18 protein-coding genes are annotated in these 19,783 nt (G+C 45.2%); 9 read left to right on the forward strand and 9 right to left on the reverse strand.

All coding sequences use genetic code 11. From position 1 onward, the window contains the following. Positions 1-123: 123 nt before the first annotated feature. Positions 124-1,056 (forward strand): LysR family transcriptional regulator, encoded by a 933-nt coding sequence (locus E0D71_RS03950; protein ID WP_133001976.1) that lies wholly within the window; start codon positions 124-126, stop codon positions 1,054-1,056. A gap of 315 nt (positions 1,057-1,371) precedes the next feature. Beyond that, positions 1,372-1,953: a porin family protein gene (locus E0D71_RS03955; RefSeq protein WP_133001977.1), complete on the forward strand. Its 582-nt coding sequence runs from the start codon at positions 1,372-1,374 to the stop codon at positions 1,951-1,953. A gap of 56 nt (positions 1,954-2,009) precedes the next feature. Here the strand turns inward: E0D71_RS03955 and E0D71_RS03960 are convergent, their stop codons facing one another. After that, entirely contained in the window at positions 2,010-2,360 is a 351-nt protein-coding gene (locus E0D71_RS03960; protein ID WP_133001978.1) for an antibiotic biosynthesis monooxygenase, read from the reverse strand. Positions 2,361-2,571: 211 nt separating this feature from the next. Between E0D71_RS03960 and nfsA the strand changes: the two genes are divergently transcribed. Continuing rightward, positions 2,572-3,309 (forward strand): oxygen-insensitive NADPH nitroreductase, encoded by a 738-nt coding sequence (gene nfsA / locus E0D71_RS03965; RefSeq protein WP_133001979.1) that lies wholly within the window; start codon positions 2,572-2,574, stop codon positions 3,307-3,309. Positions 3,310-3,459: 150 nt separating this feature from the next. Here the strand turns inward: nfsA and E0D71_RS03970 are convergent, their stop codons facing one another. Then, positions 3,460-4,695 (reverse strand): FAD-binding oxidoreductase, encoded by a 1,236-nt coding sequence (locus E0D71_RS03970; protein WP_133001980.1) that lies wholly within the window; start codon positions 4,693-4,695, stop codon positions 3,460-3,462. Between the two features lie 263 nt (positions 4,696-4,958). On the opposite strand from E0D71_RS03970, the gene E0D71_RS03975 reads away from it, so the two are divergent. Further along, positions 4,959-6,269, forward strand: a complete 1,311-nt coding sequence (locus tag E0D71_RS03975) for a YjiH family protein (protein WP_133001981.1) — start codon at positions 4,959-4,961, stop codon at positions 6,267-6,269. A 128-nt stretch (positions 6,270-6,397) separates the two neighbouring features. On the opposite strand, the gene E0D71_RS03980 is transcribed toward E0D71_RS03975, so the two are convergent. Next, positions 6,398-7,270 carry a LysR substrate-binding domain-containing protein gene (locus tag E0D71_RS03980; protein WP_133001982.1) on the reverse strand — a complete coding sequence of 291 codons (873 nt, stop codon included), beginning with the start codon at positions 7,268-7,270 and terminating at the stop codon, positions 6,398-6,400. A gap of 114 nt (positions 7,271-7,384) precedes the next feature. On the opposite strand from E0D71_RS03980, the gene E0D71_RS03985 reads away from it, so the two are divergent. Next, positions 7,385-7,810, forward strand: a complete 426-nt coding sequence (locus E0D71_RS03985) for a VOC family protein (protein ID WP_133001983.1) — start codon at positions 7,385-7,387, stop codon at positions 7,808-7,810. A 114-nt stretch (positions 7,811-7,924) separates the two neighbouring features. Here the strand turns inward: E0D71_RS03985 and E0D71_RS03990 are convergent, their stop codons facing one another. Beyond that, the gene (locus tag E0D71_RS03990) at positions 7,925-9,082 is read right to left on the reverse strand and encodes a TauD/TfdA family dioxygenase (protein WP_133001984.1); all 1,158 of its coding nucleotides are present in this window, start codon (positions 9,080-9,082) and stop codon (positions 7,925-7,927) included. A 121-nt stretch (positions 9,083-9,203) separates the two neighbouring features. Between E0D71_RS03990 and E0D71_RS03995 the strand changes: the two genes are divergently transcribed. Further along, positions 9,204-10,112 (forward strand): LysR substrate-binding domain-containing protein, encoded by a 909-nt coding sequence (locus E0D71_RS03995; protein WP_133001985.1) that lies wholly within the window; start codon positions 9,204-9,206, stop codon positions 10,110-10,112. A gap of 5 nt (positions 10,113-10,117) precedes the next feature. On the opposite strand, the gene E0D71_RS04000 is transcribed toward E0D71_RS03995, so the two are convergent. Further along, the gene (locus tag E0D71_RS04000) at positions 10,118-11,068 is read right to left on the reverse strand and encodes a LysR family transcriptional regulator (protein WP_133001986.1); all 951 of its coding nucleotides are present in this window, start codon (positions 11,066-11,068) and stop codon (positions 10,118-10,120) included. A gap of 160 nt (positions 11,069-11,228) precedes the next feature. On the opposite strand from E0D71_RS04000, the gene E0D71_RS04005 reads away from it, so the two are divergent. Further along, complete coding sequence (locus E0D71_RS04005; protein WP_133001987.1) at positions 11,229-11,882, forward strand: nitroreductase family protein; 654 nt, start codon at positions 11,229-11,231, stop codon at positions 11,880-11,882. 110 nt (positions 11,883-11,992) lie between these two features. Here E0D71_RS04005 and E0D71_RS04010 read toward each other — a convergent pair whose 3' ends face one another. The 4 genes from E0D71_RS04010 to E0D71_RS04025 form a co-directional block, all read right to left on the reverse strand. Beyond that, on the reverse strand, positions 11,993-12,943 hold the full coding sequence (locus E0D71_RS04010; RefSeq protein WP_133001988.1) for a diguanylate cyclase: 951 nt from the start codon (positions 12,941-12,943) through the stop codon (positions 11,993-11,995). Between the two features lie 293 nt (positions 12,944-13,236). Then, on the reverse strand, positions 13,237-14,664 hold the full coding sequence (locus E0D71_RS04015) for a sigma-54 dependent transcriptional regulator (RefSeq protein ID WP_133001989.1): 1,428 nt from the start codon (positions 14,662-14,664) through the stop codon (positions 13,237-13,239). After that, positions 14,661-16,352: a transporter substrate-binding domain-containing protein gene (locus E0D71_RS04020; RefSeq protein ID WP_133001990.1), complete on the reverse strand. Its 1,692-nt coding sequence runs from the start codon at positions 16,350-16,352 to the stop codon at positions 14,661-14,663. The genes E0D71_RS04015 and E0D71_RS04020 overlap by 4 nt, the downstream gene beginning before the upstream one ends. 3 nt (positions 16,353-16,355) lie before the next feature. Then, entirely contained in the window at positions 16,356-17,282 is a 927-nt protein-coding gene (locus tag E0D71_RS04025; protein WP_133001991.1) for a LysR substrate-binding domain-containing protein, read from the reverse strand. 232 nt (positions 17,283-17,514) lie between these two features. Between E0D71_RS04025 and E0D71_RS04030 the strand changes: the two genes are divergently transcribed. Together E0D71_RS04030 and E0D71_RS04035 are read left to right on the forward strand one after the other, a co-directional pair. Then, positions 17,515-18,222, forward strand: a complete 708-nt coding sequence (locus E0D71_RS04030) for an amino acid racemase (protein WP_243711918.1) — start codon at positions 17,515-17,517, stop codon at positions 18,220-18,222. 235 nt (positions 18,223-18,457) lie between these two features. Then, a complete protein-coding gene (locus tag E0D71_RS04035) occupies positions 18,458-19,753 on the forward strand; it encodes a dicarboxylate/amino acid:cation symporter (protein WP_133001992.1) in 1,296 nt (431 codons plus the stop codon). Positions 19,754-19,783: the final 30 nt, after the last annotated feature.

Raw genomic sequence — 19,783 nt, forward strand, 5'->3', positions numbered from 1 at the left:
GACTAAGAAGACTAAACAGTCGAGACTTCAGCGTTTTCGTTGCTGTCTATTTTATAAACGACTATAGTATTTGTTAAGTTGATTGTTTAGATATTATCCATCTATAAAATAGATATAGAGCCTATGAAGTTTACCCTGAGACAACTTGAGATTTTTGTTGCCGTGTCACGTACCGGCAGTGTTTCCCGTGCTGCCAACACCCTATTTTTATCGCAATCCGCAACCAGCACAGCATTGGGTGAACTGGAGCGCCAGTACAACGCACGGTTATTTGATCGTGCGGGGAAATCGCTCAAAATCAACGAAATGGGACGACAAATACTGCCTTTAGCCGTCGAGCTACTGGATCGAGCAGAAGACATTAACAACACGCTCAAAGGCCACCAAGGCTACGGCCTAATGAAAATTGGCGCCACGTTAACCATAGGCAATTATCTGGCCACGCTCTTGGTCGCTGAGTTTCTACACCTACACCCAGACAGCCAAATAAAGCTCGAAGTACACAACACCAGCGCGATCATCCAACAAATCAGCAACTATGAATTAGACATCGGCTTGATCGAAGGCGCATGCCACCACCCAGACATAGAAGTCGAAAAATGGATGGCCGATGAGCTGGTTGTTTTCTGCGCACCTGATAATCCGTTAGCCAACGCCGACAACATCAGTATGGAAACGCTCATTAAAACCCCTTGGATTCTCCGAGAAAGTGGCTCAGGAACACGCGAAACCTTTGACCATGCCTTTCATCACTATCATGCTCAACTTAACATTCGCTTAGAGCTTGAACACACCGAAGCCATTAAGCGCGCGGTGGAATCCGGCTTGGGCATTGGTTGCATTTCCCGCCTTGCGTTAAAAGATGCCTTTCGCCGTGGCAGCTTAGTCCCCATTGAAACCCCTGAATTGGATCTAAAGCGTTATTTCTACTTTCTTTGGCATAAGAAAAAATTCCAGACCCCAAGCATTCGAGAATTTCTCCTATTGTGCCGCACCATCACCGAAGGCATAGAACGCAGCGATCAAGTTAACCTGTCTAAAATAAACCAACACTGACCCTGATGAGTTCAACATAAACTCACAGAGTCAGCAGCGGTAATTTTTTCAGACTGTATAAAAAAACTACAGAAATATAAAAAATCAGCCTGACTAACAAACGCTTTTTACCTTGAGCCTTACCGCTTGGCTTTATCGAAAAAAGCCCTTTTTCTGCGAAGGATGTGACAAGTTTGTCAGTTTTTTCTCATAAAAAGAGCAGTAAAAGTGAAGAAAGGCGGGCTCCTGTCAGACTGGCACGCACCTTGTTACTTACCTGAGTACAGCGCTAATTTGCTTGTATCATTTTTTAAAAAGTAACTGAGGAGTAAGCACATGAAGAACTTAATTCCCGCACTCGCGACAACGGTCGCATTAGTTTCTTTCAGCACAATTGCAGCAGCAAATGAAGGGCCAACCAACACGCACGGATTTTATGTTGGTGGTAACTATGGTTATTTAAAACTCGATGGTGATGATGATTTTGACCAAGACAGTGATCATGATATCAAGCAAGGTGTGATTGGCTATCGAATCAACCAATACATTGCTTTAGAAGGGAGTTACATCGACTTTGGACACTATGGTAATGATGTGACCAGCGCCAAAACAGACGGCTATACTGCGGCGATTAAAGGCACCATTCCTGTCGGTAATCGCGTCGAGCTGTTCGCAAAAGCCGGACAACTTTGGTACTCAACCGATTATTCCGTTGCTTCTTATAGCGACAGTTCTGACGACACTGGAGTCTTTGCAGGCGCCGGGGTTGGCTTCAAGGTGACGGATAACTTTTTGCTCAACGCACAATACACTTGGTATGACGTTGATCTAGATGCGAAAAGTGCCACCGACAGCTCTAGCACTCACACCAATACGGACTTTAACCAAGCCAGCGTGGGTGCTGAATACCGCTTCTAACTAGTGTTGGCTCGAGAAGACAATGCTTGTCGAGCCTCTTTAAACCGCCGTAAGAATTAAGCTAATTTTGGCGCATCAAAATCTTCAGGTTCATCCGAGTACACGCACACATTCCAATCTTCAATTAAGCCATCACTAGACAGGCACTGGCTCTCAAAAAATGCCGCCAATTCGTTGCGCTGGTTATGAGCTTCAAATGACTTCATATCTTGCCAAATTTCATTCAAAACAATGGGGAAGCTGGTGCCAGTGGCCGCTGGGCTAGCGATTTGGCGCGTGACGCGATATTGAATACAACCGTCTTCTCGTACCGTGTTGGCTTCAAGTCCTTGTAATAACTTGAAGACCGCCTTTTCCTGGCCCGCTTTTGGTAAAAACTGCGCAATGCAATACACTTTGCTCGACATAATGACGTCCTTTCAGAAAATAAAAAAACTCTTCAACTGCTGTTGAAAAGCCGAATGACCATAGCCAATCTACTAGAGACTGACAAGTTCCTCTGAGCCACTTTCCTATATTGCCTTCTTTGTGCAGCAAAATGCGAAAGCTCATAAGCTTCTTTCTTTCTGTTAATCGTCTGATTAATATCGATGGTTATTATTACAAGGTAGCCTAGTTATGAACCCTATTATTGAAGCCCAACTCGCCCACAAATCGATTCGTAAATATCTAGATAAAGACATCGAGCCCGCGCTTTTACACCAGCTTATCCACAGCGCTCAAGGTGCCGCTTCATCAAGTTTTATCCAAGCGTATTCATTGGTACAAGTATCTGATCGCAACAATAGAAAACAAATTGCCACCTTAGCTGGCGGCCAAACATGGGTCGAAGCGGCGCCAGAGTTTCTGGTCATCTGTGCTGATCTAAGCCGAGTAGAATACGCCTGTGTAGAGCAAGGACTTGGCAAATTAGAAGGCCAAGCCGAACACTTCTTAACCGCAACTGTCGACGCCGCACTTATGGCGCAAAACCTAATGTTAGCAGCCGAATCTGTTGGCCTTGGCGCTGTCTTTATTGGCGGCATCCGTAATGACCCTGCCCAAGTGTCTGAGCTGCTCGCCTTGCCTGAACAGGTTTACCCTGTGTTTGGTATTTGTCTTGGTTATCCTGATGCAGAACCAGACGTTAAGCCGCGCCTGCCTGTTGATGTCGTATTACATACTGACCGTTATGACGCGTCGCGCTGTGCAACCGATGTCAAAGCATACGATGCACAAATGGAAGCCTATTACCAAAGCCGTGGTGACAACCAAAAAATCAGCAACTGGTCAGAACAAACCGCAGCAGCAGTACAAAGAAAGAAACGCGAACACATGCTTGGTTTTTTACAAGAACGCGGTTTTCTAAACAAATAAACTCGTTTAAAAGGCCTAATGAGTTTTTTATTCGGCTGTGAAAGCGTGATCAAGAGTCACGCTTTCGTCTTAAGCCTGATAATGCTCAACGGTCGATTCGCTTTTAACAATCAACCTTCGACAATCAGCTTCTGGCAATTTATCAGCTAACTAAGCCAACTGATTTTTGGGTGCCAAGGCGCTAAGTAAAGCGCTTTCCTCACCCGCAATCGATTTCGCTAAGAGCTCAGCCGTTGTTGGTCCTAATGTGAAGCCTTGATGCCCATGGCCAAAATTAAACCATAACCCCTTATGCTTAGGCGCTGCTCCTACCAGAGGTAACATTCCTGGCATACAAGGGCGAGTTCCTACCCATTGTGGCTCAATTACCCTATCTCCTAGGGGAAGAATGTCACTCAACGCCTTAGCACCACGAGCTAGCTGACGCGAATCAAGTGGCGCATTCATTGGCACTAATGCAGCCCCTGTTGTCACCCTCAAACCAGATGTCATGGCAGAAGCGACCACGCCATTTTCCACATCCATTAACGGTCGCGTTAGTGTCATTGGTGAGGAAAAATGCCCATGGTAACCACGTTTGTAAATCATCGGAATTCGATAACCAAAACGCTTGAGCAACTCTGGCGACCAAGGACCTAACGCAACCACCGCATGTTCAGCATGCAAGGCCCCTTCTTGGGTCATGACTTGCCAGCCGGTTGCGGTTTGCAGCAAACTGTCCGCTTCACCAAAAACAAAGCGCCCACCGCGAGACACAAATAAGGCCGCGTACGCTTTCGTCAAATCACCCGGCGATCGGCAACTCCAGTTTTGTTCAAAATCCACCACGCCCACTGGGTCACCGCGTAACTCAGGCTCTTCTGCACGATAGCGTTTTCCGTCGATAATCCGCGATGTTACGCCGTATTCACGTTCCAAAAAGGTCGCCTTTTGAGCGGCTTGCTCAAACGCCTCTGCCGTTCGGTATAGCATAGCGAAACCATTACGCTGAATAAGCGCTTCAGCACCAGAATCACGAATCCAACCAGCATGATCTTTTGTCGATCGCGAAGTAAGCTGGGAATAAAAATGGGAAATTTCACGATGCTTCGCCATAGAAGAATGTCGGAAATAAGACAAAAGCGCTGGCGCCATTTGCATTAACCCATCTAATCGCCAAGTCACATCATTGTTCACTTCAAACACGTATTGAAACAACGCCATCGGGTTTCTAGGCAATGCATAAGGCTCTGCCGCTTCAGCTTGAATGATGCCAGCATTGCCATAACTGGTTTCACAGCCAGCCTCCATACGATCCACAAGTGTCACGGTATGGCCCGCCGCCTGTAGCACGAGCGCACTACTAACACCCACCATCCCTGCGCCTAACACCAAAAACTCAGCCATACCTTCTCCTTAACGATCCATTTGAAACGCCATTAAAAAACACTAATTGTCTATACATGTATTAATGATATATTTTTGATGGTAAATTATTCCCGCAAGTGAAAAATAGCGGTTAATAGAGACTATTGCCTCTAAAAACACTAACTCTCTTGTTATCACTTGTTGGTTTAACAATAAAAACAAACAGAAATATAGGTTGTATATACATATTGGGGTAATTCTTGCCTTTACGATAGCAACTAAAACCAAAAGGGACGACCCCCATGAACTCAAGCAACACTCAAACGACAAACAAAGGGCTTGCTGCTGCAAAGCTCATCTTATTTAGCGCCATTGGTTTCCTGTTCTTTTTTATACCGATTACTCTAAACGGTAAAAGTACTATACCACTGGATCACATCGTCTCTTGGCTGCGTTCCGATTTCTCTTATGGAATCCAAATCTACGCATTGATCGTGATTATCGCAGGGGGCATCTACCCTTTTTGGAAAGGGACATGGCACACCAGCACCACTAATAAAGTGCTGTCCGTATTCAAAGTCCTTGGCGTAATAACTGCGTTAATGGCTTTCTTTTCTGTCGGCCCCGCTTTCTTATTTGAAAAAGACATGCTGCCCTTCTTATTCTCAAAACTGGTTGTACCAGTTGGGTTAATTGTGCCGCTTGGTGCTATTTTCTTAGCGTTTTTAATCAGTTACGGACTTTTAGAATTAGCAGGCATCCTTCTACAGCCGATTATGAAGCCCATTTTTAAAACCCCTGGTAAATCCGCCATTGACGCGGTTGCCTCCTTTGTCGGTAGCTATTCCGTTGGTTTATTGATTACCAACAAGGTGTATAAATCAGGGCAATATTCCGCCAAAGAAGCTGCGATTATTGCGACAGGGTTCTCTACCGTGTCTGCTACCTTTATGGTTATCGTTGCGAAAACGTTAGGCTTGATGGAAGTATGGAATCTATTTTTCTGGAGCACCCTACTCATCACCTTTATCGTGACTGCAATTACCGTTCGCTTGCCACCATTACGCAGTATGGACAATGAAAAAACCGTTGCAGACGTAGATGAAATAGAAGGCTCTCGCATTCAACATGCACTAAAAGAGGGCTTATCCGTTGCCTCTCAAGCGGAACCACTCAGTAAAAGCATCATCCAAAACACCAAAGACGGCATGTTAATGGCAATGAGTATTTTGCCTTCCATTATGTCGGTGGGGTTACTTGGCTTGTTGTTAGCCAAATACACACCGATTTTCGATTGGGTTGGTTATCTTTTCTACCCATTTGCATGGGTGTTGCATTTACCAGACCCAATGCTGGTTGCCAAAGCCTCGGCAACAGGTCTAGCTGAAATGTTCCTGCCGGCATTGATCGCGGCCAAAAGTGTGTTCGTGACCAAGTTCGTTATCGGCGTAATTTCCATCTCATCGATTCTCTTTTTCTCGGCGTCTATCCCTTGTATTTTGTCGACTCAAATCCCTATTTCAATCCGACAAATACTGGTTATTTGGTACATACGTACCCTGCTGACCATGGCCATCGCGACCCCTGTTGCCTTCTGGGTGGCAAGCGCCTAAACCCAGTTAAGAGCCTTAATGGGCTCCCACTAAAAAAGAAAAACGGCGACCTAATGTCGCCGTTTTTTTGTTGGCTCTTTATTAAAAGCCATTTATTGAGCGTTATAAATTAACCATCTAGACGGCGGTTATCGCCATGTCATTGCTGTGGTAATCGCCTGAATTAGGCTTTTTATTGCTGGATCCACACTGGCCATTTGTTTATAGACTAAACCAATTTCACGCTTTAAATAATGCGAACCTAGCGTGAGGGCATCAATAGAAGCAGGCCAATTAGGATGAGCATCCGTTTGTGGCACAATCGCGACCCCAACGCCCAGTTCCACCAGCTTAACAATCGCATCAATCTCGTCCACTTCGCACTTTTCATTCACGGAAAATGGCAATTGCTGCAATAGTTTGTCAACTTGACGGCCACCAAAAGAAGAGCGGTCGTAACGTATAAATGGGTGCTCTGATAATCCGCTTTGCCAATCCACAACCGCAAAATGCTTAGGAGCAATCAGCACAAAAGGCTCTTCAATCAGCGGCTCCCAAATGACATCTGGGTGAATATCAAAGGTGGGGCGTATCATCACAGCAAGATCCAATTCGCCGGAATCGACTCTGTCCAATAACGCCATGGACACCCCTGGAAATATTCTTGTTCGACAACTGGAATATTCTTGGTGAAAGTCCGCCAATGCCGTTGGCAAAACACTTCGCTGTATTGAGGTAATGGCCCCGATGTTAATCAGCTTCATGCCTTCTTTGAATATCGGCGTGGTGCCAAGGCTGTGACAACGGTCAACAATATCTTTGGCTTGCTCTAATACATGCAACCCAGCTTGGTTGAGGTACGCGGTACGCCCCACTCGATCAAAAATCTGCATACCTAACATGTGCTCAAGACGCTGCATTTGCGCGCTTACAGCCGCTTGAGTTAGGCCAATTTTAGCGCCTGCCGCTGCAAAGGTGCCTTCACTTGCGACGGCGATTAAGGTTTTCAATTCTTTGATCATTCGCGGCTCAACTCATCATTTAAATTTGTATTTCAGTCAAATATTCATTGATATTATTGTTCTATTGCTGAACTTACAATCATTAATACCAGTCAATAATTGTGAGAGAAAACCATGAGTCTACAGCCTTTCCACCTCGCGATTCCTGTTTATGACGTTCCTCTAGCGCGTGCTTTTTACCGCGATGTATTCGGATTAGAAGAAGGTCGCTCCGCCAAAGAATGGGTCGATTTTAATTTCTTTGGTCATCAATTAGTGATCCATCATCACCCTAAAACACCGACACAAGAAAGCGCTAGCACGAACTCTGTCGACGGTCACGATGTGCCGGTTCCTCACTTTGGTGTGGTATTAACATGGGAGCAATGGGAAGACCTGGCTAAACGATTACAAGCTCAGGGCACACATTTTATTATCGAACCCTACATTCGTTTTAAAGGGCAAGTCGGAGAGCAAGCCACCATGTTTTTCCTAGACCCATGCGGTAACGCCCTAGAATTTAAAGCGTTTAAAGACATGGGGCAGCTATTCGCCAAATAAAGGAACAGCCCTTTTATTGCCTAAAAAAAGGCCAACATAAAGTATGTTGGCCTTGCCTTTTATCTGTTGTCATTTTCCGCGATAAGCGCTAGATCTGCTGCTATCATCAGAAAACTAGCCGTGTTTTTGGGCAAGTACTCGTAAGCGGCTTTTGAACTCAGAACGATCAACATAGCAACCATGTAAATGACGACGGCCACTGGTGTCGGCAAACTTGTTGCGCCCATGTAACACTCGGCGGTTATCAAACACCACCATTTGACCGGCTTGCAGCTTCAATTCTATTTCAAAACGCGCATCCCGTAACCGCGCCATAAAACTGCGGTAAGCAAGGTAATAGTCATGCATTACCTCGGCCGGCAAATCAAACACAGTGGCGATGTGCGCATTGTATTTCACTTCGATAATATTACCGAAGTCGTCAACATTGATAACGCTATGGTGCTGACGAATATCGTGTTCTTGATCGTGGTATCGAAAAGGAATCACTTGTTCTGATAATAGTTTGAAGTGATCTGGGCATTGTTCGCGCAACGCCTCTGCTACTCGTAGCCCATCCACAAACCTTGACTCTCCCCCTTCGCATTCATTCGCAAGGCAATGCAGAAACTGATATCCCGGAGGCGTTTCTTGATTGGGCAAATCCGTGTGCAGCGGCAGTGAAATGGAGGTGTAAGCCAAATTAATTGGCGACGCAACAGACACCACATCAAAGGTCGTACCAAAATTTGTCTGGCGTAAATAGTCCACTCGAGTCGCCAATGCTACCATCGATTCTGCCGTGTCCGGCATGCCTTCCACTATGGTCAAACCCAACTTATCCAGCTCGACCATCCATTGGTACAAGGCAGCATCATCACTTATTACCGAGGCATAATTCGCTCGCGGGATACGCTGAGCAAATGACGAATCCCAGCTTTGATAGCTACTCGTGTGACGCGCACGAGTGGGACGAGAATAATTGTGTTCATAGAGCCAAGACAGCAAAAAAGTACTCTTGTGCCCTCCTTCTGACCACACTATATCAAGACTCGTGTCATTCACCTGAATACGCAACGGGTGAATGTCCTCCGTCACGCTGAGCAGATCAAAATCCCGTTCTTGTGTCTCCGGATGAAACGCAGAAGCGCAGTTATCCCTGAGCCACAAATAGTGATATTGAGCACTTTCTCCGGTTTCCCACTCAAGCGTTAAACTGTGTTCAGCTTGTTGAACTGAGACAATTTTCTGCTGCAAAAGAGAGGGGGTTGGCTGACTAACACTGGCGGTCATGGCACGCTCCTGAGTACACGAAATACATCGACTAGAATCATCAGGCCATGATGGATCTATTGTATATTTCATACAAACAACATATTTTGACAAAGTTGATAAGTAATTATGATGGATTAATATGAAAACAGACCTTCCCCCTATGAACTGGGTCAAAACCTTTGAAGTGGCTGCTCGTCTGCTTAATTTTAGTGCGGCGGCTCGTGAACTCAACATGACTCAATCTGCCGTTAGTCAGCAAATTAAGCTATTAGAGCATCATTTAGGTGATCCTTTATTCATTCGTAAACACAGAAAGGTCACTCTTACTAACAGTGGATTGGCCTATCTCCCTGTCGTGCAAGGGGTGCTTAATAATTTGCAGCGTAAGACCGCGGATATTTTTTCTCCTATTGGCAAAGGCCGCTTAGTACTCAATGTGAATTACGCGTTTTCGTCGCTCTGGTTAACCCATCATATTTATAAATTTTGCACACGCTATCCGGGCATTCGCTTACAACTGATTCACTCGAACTGGGAACGTGACTTTTCTGAAAGTAACTATGATTTATCCATCATGAATGGCAATGGGCGCTGGCCAGGACTGAGCCTAGAACCTCTGCTGAAGGCGGAAGTACAGGCGTTTTGTTCGCCTCAGCTGGCTAAATTAATCCACTCATCCAATGACCTTCTCTCATTGCCTCTTATTGAAGTCATGGGAAGCAGCCACACTTGGTCACAATGGTTTGAAACAGCTGGCATCGACATGGATGTCAGTAAGGTGGTATGCCATAAAGTCGACACTCTAGTGGCCGCCACACAGATGGTAAAATCAGGGCTTGGCGTAATGCTCGCTTACCCGGATTTCTTTACCGAACAAGACCTTAAAGAAACATTACGTTCTCCTCTCAAGGTTCGCTTACCCACAGAAGACAACTACTTTCTGGCTTTTCCTGAAGGCAAGCCGCTCTCTAAGTCCGCCACGGTTTTTCGTGATTGGCTGCTGGAAGAGTTAGGGCTGCTCGTCAATCACGCTAAAACGTCGCTTTAAAAGACCTATTTGCCTTTCGCTTCCTCCAATACGCTGCTGTCAATAAAGCCTTTTTGCACTAATTCCGTCAGCAACGCTTTCGTGCGTTCTCTAAAGAGATCCCGCAATAAACGCACGGTTGGCGTGATGGATTGGCGACTAGAACAGACCAGCCAAAGTTCACCTTCGGGGACTTTATAACCCTGCATCAGGGGAACAAGGCGACCCGAGAGTAAGTCGTGAGCGATGTCGAGTGACGACTTGATCGCAACCCCTTTGCCAGCAACACACCAGCGCCTCACTAAGTCGCCATCGTTGGCGGCACAGATGGCTTTAGGCTTTACCTTGTAACTACGCTCATCATCAGAAAAGCGCCATGTGTCATTTAGAATGTCTTGCAGCTGGTAGAACAATCCCTGGTGGCTTAATAGATCCTTTGGCTGTGATGGCAACGTATGCTGATGAATGTATTCGGGGCTGGCGACCAATAACCTCGGCACATTGCAAATTTTGAAGCCATACAAATTTGAGTCTGAGGGCGGCCCATAACGCAGCGCCATGTCCAAGGCATCCCGATAGAAATCGATATTACTGTCGCTGATGTGGGCCCTCAGTGTCACTTGCGGATGCTGCATCATAAAATCGTCAATCCAAGGAATCGCAAGATTTCGACCTAAGTCCGACGATACGGCAATTCGAATTTCACCGTTAATCACATCCAGATCATTGTGGATGGTTTGTTTGGCTTGCTCAAGTAACGATAACGCTTCAGCACATTGCGGCAAATAACGCTCTCCAGCACTCGATAATCGCAAATGCCGTGTCGTACGAACAAACAATTCCACCCCTAACGCCGCTTCAATTCGCTTCACCGCCGCACTGGCCGTCGCCATTTGCATATCAAGATGTCTAGCCGCCGCAGTGATGCTACGAAACTCCGCAACGTTCAGCACGACTCTGAGGTCTTCAAGCTGCATAATTCACCCTTTTTCATAGAAATGTCATGAAAGTATTATCAAATAAGAATTGATAATAATTCAACAAAAACCCTGTTTTCCATTTGATGAAGAAGCGTTAATATGGCGCCATCTCAATTGGCAAAGCTGCCAAGTTGCTTACTTTTTTATGGAGACAAACATGTCAAACCCTATTATTTCTGAACTAGAAAAACGCCACACAGTAAAACATTACGATGCGTCTAAACGTATTTCTCAAGAAGATTTGGCTGTGATCTACGAAGCCATTCGCCTGTCTCCGTCTTCTATCAATTCACAGCCTTGGAAATTCATTGTGATTGAAAGTGAAGAAGCGAAACAACGTTTCCATGATACTTTTGCAAACAAATTTCAGTTCAACCAAAAACACGCAAAAGCAGCGTCACACACTATTTTGTTCGCCCACAAAGTAGAATACAAACGTGAAGATTACTCAAAAGTCATCGACGCTGACATCGAAGCTGGCCGTACTAAAGCAGAAAACAAAGAACAAGCATTTGGCGCTTTCGCTTTCGTTGATATGAACACAGACGATAACGGCATCAATGCACCTTGGACAAAAGCGCAAACTTACATCGCGCTTGGCAACACAATGACAACGCTTGCTCGCATGGGCATCGACTCTACGCCAATGGAAGGTGTTGATCATGAGCTGATCAGTGAATTGTTCCCAGAGCTTGAAGGCTACCAATGTGACGTAGCACTAGCAATGGGCTACAACGATGCGACTGAAGACTACAATGCCGCATTGCCAAAATCTCGTCTAGCACTAGAAAACATCCTAACGGTACTGTAATACTGGTAACAGTATTCTAAACGAGATATCCCTCGAAAAGAGCAGATCACGCAAGTGGTCTGCTCTTTTTTTATGGCGATATTGGTCTGTCAAAGCACGGATGAGATGATCTAGTTCTGATTTTCTACAGCAGAGGAAGGCACAACAATTAAGCTTGAGACTTTATTACGGCCACTTTCTTTCGCTTGATAAAGTAGATCATCCGCTTGCGCGATTAAATCTCTTGTCTCCAAGATACGGTTGGGGGTCATTTCCACTAAGCCAATACTGGCGGTCATATAAGGCGCTATAGGCGAACGCTCATTGGGAATTTTTAACTGACGTATCTCTTCTAACAAGGCTTTAGACAATACTAGCGCTTCCAGTAAAGTGGTATAGCTCCAAATAACGGCAAACTCTTCCCCACCATAGCGAGCACAAACATCACCTGTGCGGCGGGCAAAGTTTTTTAATAGCGTACTCACCGCGATCAAACAATCATCCCCAGTCTGATGACCATAGGTATCATTGAGCAACTTAAAGTGATCTAGGTCGATCACCGCCAGACTAATTGGCTGTTTTAATGTCAAACATTGCTGCCATTGTTCACTCAAGATTTCATCAAACGCTCGGCGATTATAAATATTGGTCAAACCATCTCGGCGTGCCAGTTTTTCCACCGCTTTTTCTGCCAGTTTTCTCTCAGTGACATCCTGATGAGAAATAACAAAAAAATGCGCTTCGTTCAGCTTAAAAGGAGACACACGCATAATAAACCAGCGCTGCTCATTATTACTGTGACAGGGATATTCTAAATTGAAATACGCCTCTTTTTGATCAATAACACTTTTAATGCCGCGCCCTGCCAGAGCCCCAAACTCATCCCCTGCTAAAGCGGCACTATCGCAGACGGATAGATAATTCACCTTGCTCCAATCCTGCACAACCAAACAGTCATTATCACTGCCAAACTGAGACCAGCTATGGTTAACAAAGCAAATGTCTCCGCGCTCATTAATCACCGCAATATTCTCTGCAATTGAGTCTAAGATTAACCTCAAAAAATCGTCTGAATCTTCCACTCACCGCTTCCTCGTCCTACAAATTGCGTTATTAATCATCGCTGAGTTCAAATACGACCCTAGCACACAGTAACACCAGCAATCCTTTGCTCTTTTAGAACACTCAAAACCAGATATCAGCGTCCCATACCAATACTAAAACTAAGCCTAGTACAGGCCGAAAAACATCTCAATTTAGAATTGTAAGCTTTTGAAAAGGCAAGAATTCTGTTTATAGCCAAGTACAAAAGCAAAAAAAAGAACCAGGGGATAAAACATCACTTGGCTCTTCTTAGAAAATACGCATCGCGACTCTATTCAGAAGGAGTCTCTAGACCTTTACGGCTTTTTAGCCTTTTGCTTAATGCGGGCTGAGAAATCCCCAACAATCGAGCCGCGATAGATTGGTTGCCATTGGCCCGTTTCATCGCTTCGTCGACCAATAAATCCGCTGATTTTTGCAAGGTTGGCAACGGGTGATCAACTGGGTATTGGAAAAAAGCGTCTGCCGCTTCAGGGCTTATGGATACATCGGCATTGTCACAAGCACGCTTAAACACCGCCATCGATAAGATACCGCCTCGATGACGACTCACGGCATCAAAACACAAGGCCTGCAACTCTCGAACATTGCCTGGAAAAGCGTAGTTCTGTAGCAAAACAGGCAATTCTTTTGGCACTGTTGGCTTACTGCGCCCCAGTTCTTGTGCCGCTTTTTCAAGAAAATATTCTAATAATAATGGAATATCTGTGGGCCTTTTTCGTAATGCTGGCAAGTCGACTTGATGGGTACACAGGCGATAATATAAATCTTTTCGAAAGCTGCCATCGGCTTGTTTGGTGTCTAGATTTTGATGCGTCGCAACAACCAAGCGCGCGTTAAGCCGCTTTGGTTTGTCCGACCCTAGTGGGTAATATTCGCCTTCTTGTAGCAAGCGCAATAATTTCACTTGCGATGCCAAACTAAGGTCCCCAATCTCATCTAAAAATAGCGTCCCACCACTGGCCTGCTCCACCATGCCTGAGCGAGCTTGGTCGGCACCACTAAAAGCGCCACGGGCGTGCCCAAATAAGGTATCGGAGAAAAAGCTATCGTCCACGCCAGCCACGTTCACACTGACCAATGGCCCTGTGCGGCCGCTCAAATCATGAATGGCTTGGGCAATGGCTTCTTTGCCCGTGCCACTTTCTCCTGTAATCAGCACGTGCCGACTGCTTTCTGAAACAGACTCTAAATACTGAAACACCAGCTTCATGCCTTTGTCTTGCGTCAAAATGTCCGCAAATGCCTCTGGATGCTTTAGTGTGTCGGAGAAAAACAAACGTCGCATTTCTTGGTTTTCTAAGCGCATTTCCTGCATTTCAATGGCGCGTTTTATGCCATCGATCAAACGCTTTTCTTCTGAGCTTTTAATAAAGTAATCAAACGCACCAGAACGAATACAACTGATGGCGGTTTCCAACTGGTTTAAACCGCTGACAATAATGACATGAACCTCAGGGTGCCTTTCTACAATCTCAGACAGCAAGGCCTCGCCCGATAAGTGCGGCATATTAATGTCTAACAGCACCAAACCAATGCTGTGTTTTTCAATCATATCCATGGCTTGCCGACTGTCTTCACACGTATAAATATGATTAATGCCGGCGGCGGTTTCTAACAGTAAACTAAAACTTCGCAAAAACGAGGCTTCATCATCGATCAACAACACACCGAATGCGGGGTACAAATTCACACTCATATTTCTTCGCCTTTCACACTAATGGGCAAGGACAAGATTGCGCGTGTCCCTAACCCTAACACCGATTCATACTCCAGCGTCCCGCCATGTTCTTGAACAATCCCCGACGACACAGAAAGCCCTAATCCCATTCCGCCTTGATCCCGCTTCGTGGTGAAAAACGGATCATTTAGCTTAGAAAGGTTATCTGGCTCTATGCCTCTTCCTTGGTCTTGCACCTCTAAACACACCATAGCTCTTTCTTCATTGTAATAAGAGATCACCTTGATGCCTTCTTTTTGGCTACTCAGGGCTTGGCATGCATTCACAATCAAGTTGATAACAACCTGCTCTATTTTTTGTTTATTGCCTAAAATCTTTGGCAAAGAGTTGCTCAGCTCCGTACTAAAAGTAAAGGTCGATTGCTTAATCGTATTATCCACCAGCCTGATTGACACTTCGGCGACCAGATTAAGGTCTACTTGCTCGCTTAAATCCAGTGGACCTTGACGAGCAAAGTCTCGAAGATCATCCACAATACGGCGAATGCGCTGGGCTCCCGTGGCAATGTCTTCTAGCATATAGGGAATTTTTTCGCGCATTCTGCTGTATGGCAAACCGCCGAGATCGAAGTCTCCGTGGTCACGATAATAAGCGTCATAGGCCTCTTCACTGTCTCGCAATACGCCCTTAAGTATGGAAATATTCATCGACACCAGACTGCAAGGGTTATTGATTTCATGGGCAACACCTGACACCAATACCCCTAACGAAGCCATCTTGTCCGCTTGTAATAATTGCTGCTGTTGTTGCTTTAATTCTTTAGTGCGACGGTTAACTTCTTTTTTAAGCATGCGGTTCCAAACCACAATTCCGCCCAATGTAATCAATAACAACAAAGAGAGGATCGCCGCGGTCTGCCCTACTTTTTTCCAAGGGTATTGGCTTTTCTCTAATGCGCCAAACCACTTTTCGTAGATCGCTTCCTGCCTGCCGGTGTTTTTTAAAATAGCCAGGCCTTCGCTAAACTTAGCCAACAAGTCTTCATTGCCTTTTTTGACCCCAAAACCATAACGCTGAGCAGCAAATGTCTGTCCCACCGGCTTGATGTTCGACAAAGCAAACTCTCGTCCCAAATACAAACCAGGAAGGTTCGCCACCACCGCATAATCGTGTTTACCAGACGCCAGTAATCGCAAAGCATCCGCGTGGGTATCCACGGTAAACAAGTTCATTTTAATGTGCTGCTCTAAAATCAAGTCGTGCATAATGCCGTCCTTCTGCACTATGACTTCCTTACCTTTAAGATCTTCTATGCTATTGATACTGGTTGACTGGTCGTCTCTGGCAAACACCGACTGATTAATAATCGCGTAGTGAGGGGAAAAATCATAAACTTTGGCGCGCTCATCGGAATAGGTAATTCCTTGCAATACATCGATCTCCCCCTTTTCTATCGCGTCTCGCATGTCGGACCATTTGCCTAAACGTATTTCAATATTAATGCCCATCACGGCGGCAATTTCTTTGGTGAGTTCAGTGCCATAGCCTGTGGGGTTGCCCTCTTGATCTAGGAATTCGTAAGGAGGGTAATTAAAATCCCCACCGACAATCACTACTTTGTTGGTCGATCCAGCAAGCGTTCTAGCGTCGGCCTCCAACGAAGGCAAAAAGAACAAGCAGCAAACACACACATAATATCGAAACATGATTTAGGTCTTTTCCAGTGAAGAATCTACAACGTCATAACGGCGCTGCAAAATACCCCAGAGCCTTTCCGCTTCAGGACTTAACAGTCGATTACAACGATAAACACACACGGTAAGAGGCAACTGCCAAGAGGCGTCGCCACAAATAGACAAGAACCCTTGTTTAAGCTCTTCTGTCACAGAGAAAGTAGGCACCCACGCCACTCCCATGCGCTGTAGCGCCATCACTTTAAGACTGTCGGCCATTGGAGATTCAAACAACTGACGAAGATTAAGTTTACGTGGCGGATCATCCAACAAGCTTTTTACCCGTCGACCAAGATAAATGCCCTCAGGGTAAGCGAGGTAAGGGATGTCTTCTTGTGTCTTTGCATCTAAGCTGTATATCGGCTCCCCTTCTTCGTCTTGATAACACACAGGCACTAACGATTCTGTCTGCAACTCTAGTCGCGAAAAGAGCCCATTTGACAGGCTAAAGTCGTCAAACGCGACAAGAAAATCACACAAACCATTTTTCAGCGCATGCACGCTGTCATCGACATTGGCAACCAATTGACGGATCTGCACATGCTCTAAATCGGCTTTAATTGACTGCGCGAAGGAGGGAAAAAGGGACAACGAAAGCGTGTGCGAAACGGCCACATTCAAAACCGGCGTAGCGGATTTTTTTAAGGCACAAAGGTGGGCAATACTTTCATTCAATTGTGAGACTAGATTTTTAGCCGTAATCCGAAACAAGGTACCTTCATCGGTTAATTGTACTGGGAACCGAGTTCTATCAATTAACTCACGGCCTACCGCGGCTTCTAACGCTTTAATACGGCGACTAAAGGCTGGTTGAGTTAAAAACCTTTCCTCCGCAGATTTTGAAAAGCTTTGGGTATGGGCGAGTGATAAAAAATCTTCAAGCCACTTTGTTTCAATATTCATGGAATTCAGACCTTCTAAATAATAACCCTGAGTATACCTTTTTAGCGACGATATACACCCAATAGCTCTCTTATGCGTTCTTTATACAAACCAAAACAACCAACTAACCATATGATTTTATTAATTTAAAATACAGTATATGTTTAATACGCATAGCCCTTGCAAAAGCGGCATTAGAACGACCTAACTTTCAGCGTTACTGTTGCCTTGTTAACTTAAAGAGGAAATCGCTGTGAGTGCTACAATTGGTATTTTAGGTGGTATGGGTCCTTTGGCGACATTGGATTTCGTACAAAAAATTATTCATCATACCCATGCAGGCAGTGATCAGGAAAATATTCCTCTGCAGATTCATTGCGTCCCGCAAATTCCTGATCGCACCGCTTTTCTCATGGGCAGCGGAGAATCCCCACTGCCCGCACTCACCGCAGGCCTCAATACTTTAATCGCCACCAAAGTAAGCTGTATTACCATTCCCTGTAATACCGCCCACTATTGGCATCCAGATTTACAAAGCATCTGCTCGGTTCCGATCCTGCATATTGCGCAAACCTGTGCCCAACAATTAACCCACCAACACATTAAATCGGTTGCCCTCATGGCGACAGATGGCACCTTAAAAGCCGGTTTTTATAGCAAAGAATTGGCGCAGTACGGTATCGAATTAACACTGCCATCGACAAAAATTCAAGAAAAAGTCATGAGTGGCATTTACTTAGTGAAAGCGGGCTCAGTCGAAGAAGGCGCCAAAATACTGGAAGACTGCGTGAAAGACTTACTAAGCACAGGCGTGGAATCCATCATTCTCGGCTGCACCGAAATTCCTTTCGCTTTAGACCATATACATTCAGAAACCAAGCCATTCACACTCGATGCGACAGACACTCTCGCTAAAGCCTGCGTTGATTGGTACGCCATTGCGAAACAAGAAACCTTATAACTTAAGTTATACGCAGGCGTTTGGTTATATCCATTCTAACCAATTGAAAAGTATAGAGTTTTTATTAATGGTCTTAGATTTTCAATAATATAAGTTATACCGTTTTTTTTAAATAGATTTAAAAATTAATCCAATAAAAACAAAGTGTTAAATAGATAAACCTAGCTGGCACACCAATTGCAAATTCACATAATTATAAATTCTAAAAAATAACGAAATACAAAAGGAAACCTCTATGACAAATAACACAACAGGCCAAAAGCAACCTGGCTTCTGGGGAAAAATGCCACTTTGGCAGAAGATATTCATCGGTATGGGACTAGGGGTCGTGGCTGGGGTACTCCTTGGACCAGACTCTGAGTTTCTAAAACCCATAGGCACCTTGTTTGTTAATGCCATCAAGATGCTGATAGTGCCACTTATTTTCTGCTCTCTCGTAGTAGGTGTTACCTCTATGGAAGACAGTCGCAAAATGGGTCGCATTGGCGCAAAATCCGTTCTTCTTTATTTAGGAACAACAGCCGTAGCCATTACCATAGGGCTAGTATTTGGGTCTGTTTTCGCCCCTGGCGCTGGCTTAAATATGGTGGCAAATGAAACCTCAACCGTGGTGAAAGAAGCCCCTACTTTAGTGCAAACCTTTTTAAACCTTATTCCTAAAAACCCGGTGAATGCCTTAGCGGCAGGCAATATTTTGCAAATCATCGTCTTTGCATTGGGTCTAGGCATCGCGTTTAATCTATGTGGCGAAAAAGCAAAACCGGCGGTTGCTGTGTTTGAAAGTCTAGCGGAAGCCATGTACAAACTAACTGAATTGGTTATGAAACTAGCGCCATACGGTGTCTTTGGTTTGATGGCTTGGGTTTCTGGCAAATACGGTATCGAAGTTTTGCTACCATTAATCAAAGTAATCGCTGTCGTTTACCTTGGCTGTATCGTTCACGTTCTTGTCGTTTACGCAGGCTTAATCGGTACTATCGGTCGCTTGAATCCTGTGCGTTACTTAAAAGCCTTGTTAAACCCTGCTGCCGTTGCTTTTACCACTACCAGTAGCTCCGGCACCTTGCCTGCGACCATCAAAGCATCACGTGAAGAGCTTGGTGTTTCTAAAGGCGTTGCCAGCTTCGTCTTGCCATTGGGCGCCACCATCAACATGGATGGCACCGCGTTATACCAAGGTGTGTGTGCTCTTTTCATCGCACAAGCTTTTGGCATTGACCTAGACATGGCCGATTACCTACTTATCATCATGACTTCTACTCTGGCTTCTATTGGTACTGCTGGTGTTCCTGGCGCGGGCTTGATCATGCTGTCATTGGTACTTACCACCGTTGGCCTACCTATTGAAGGCTTAGCGATTGTTGCCGGTATCGACCGTATCCTAGACATGGCGAGAACCAGCGTAAACGTATGTGGTGACTTGATGGTGTCTGCACTGGTCGGAAAAAGCGAAAATGAGCTAGACGAGTCAATCTACAACAAAGAAGGCTACAGCAAAGAAGGCTACAGCAAAGAAAGCACAGTGGCCTAACCTGTAATAGCCATGATTGGCTAAGAAACC

The organism is Marinomonas sp. KMM3893, from assembly GCF_004352855.1.
Taxonomy (GTDB): Bacteria; Pseudomonadota; Gammaproteobacteria; order Pseudomonadales; family Marinomonadaceae; genus Marinomonas; species Marinomonas arenicola.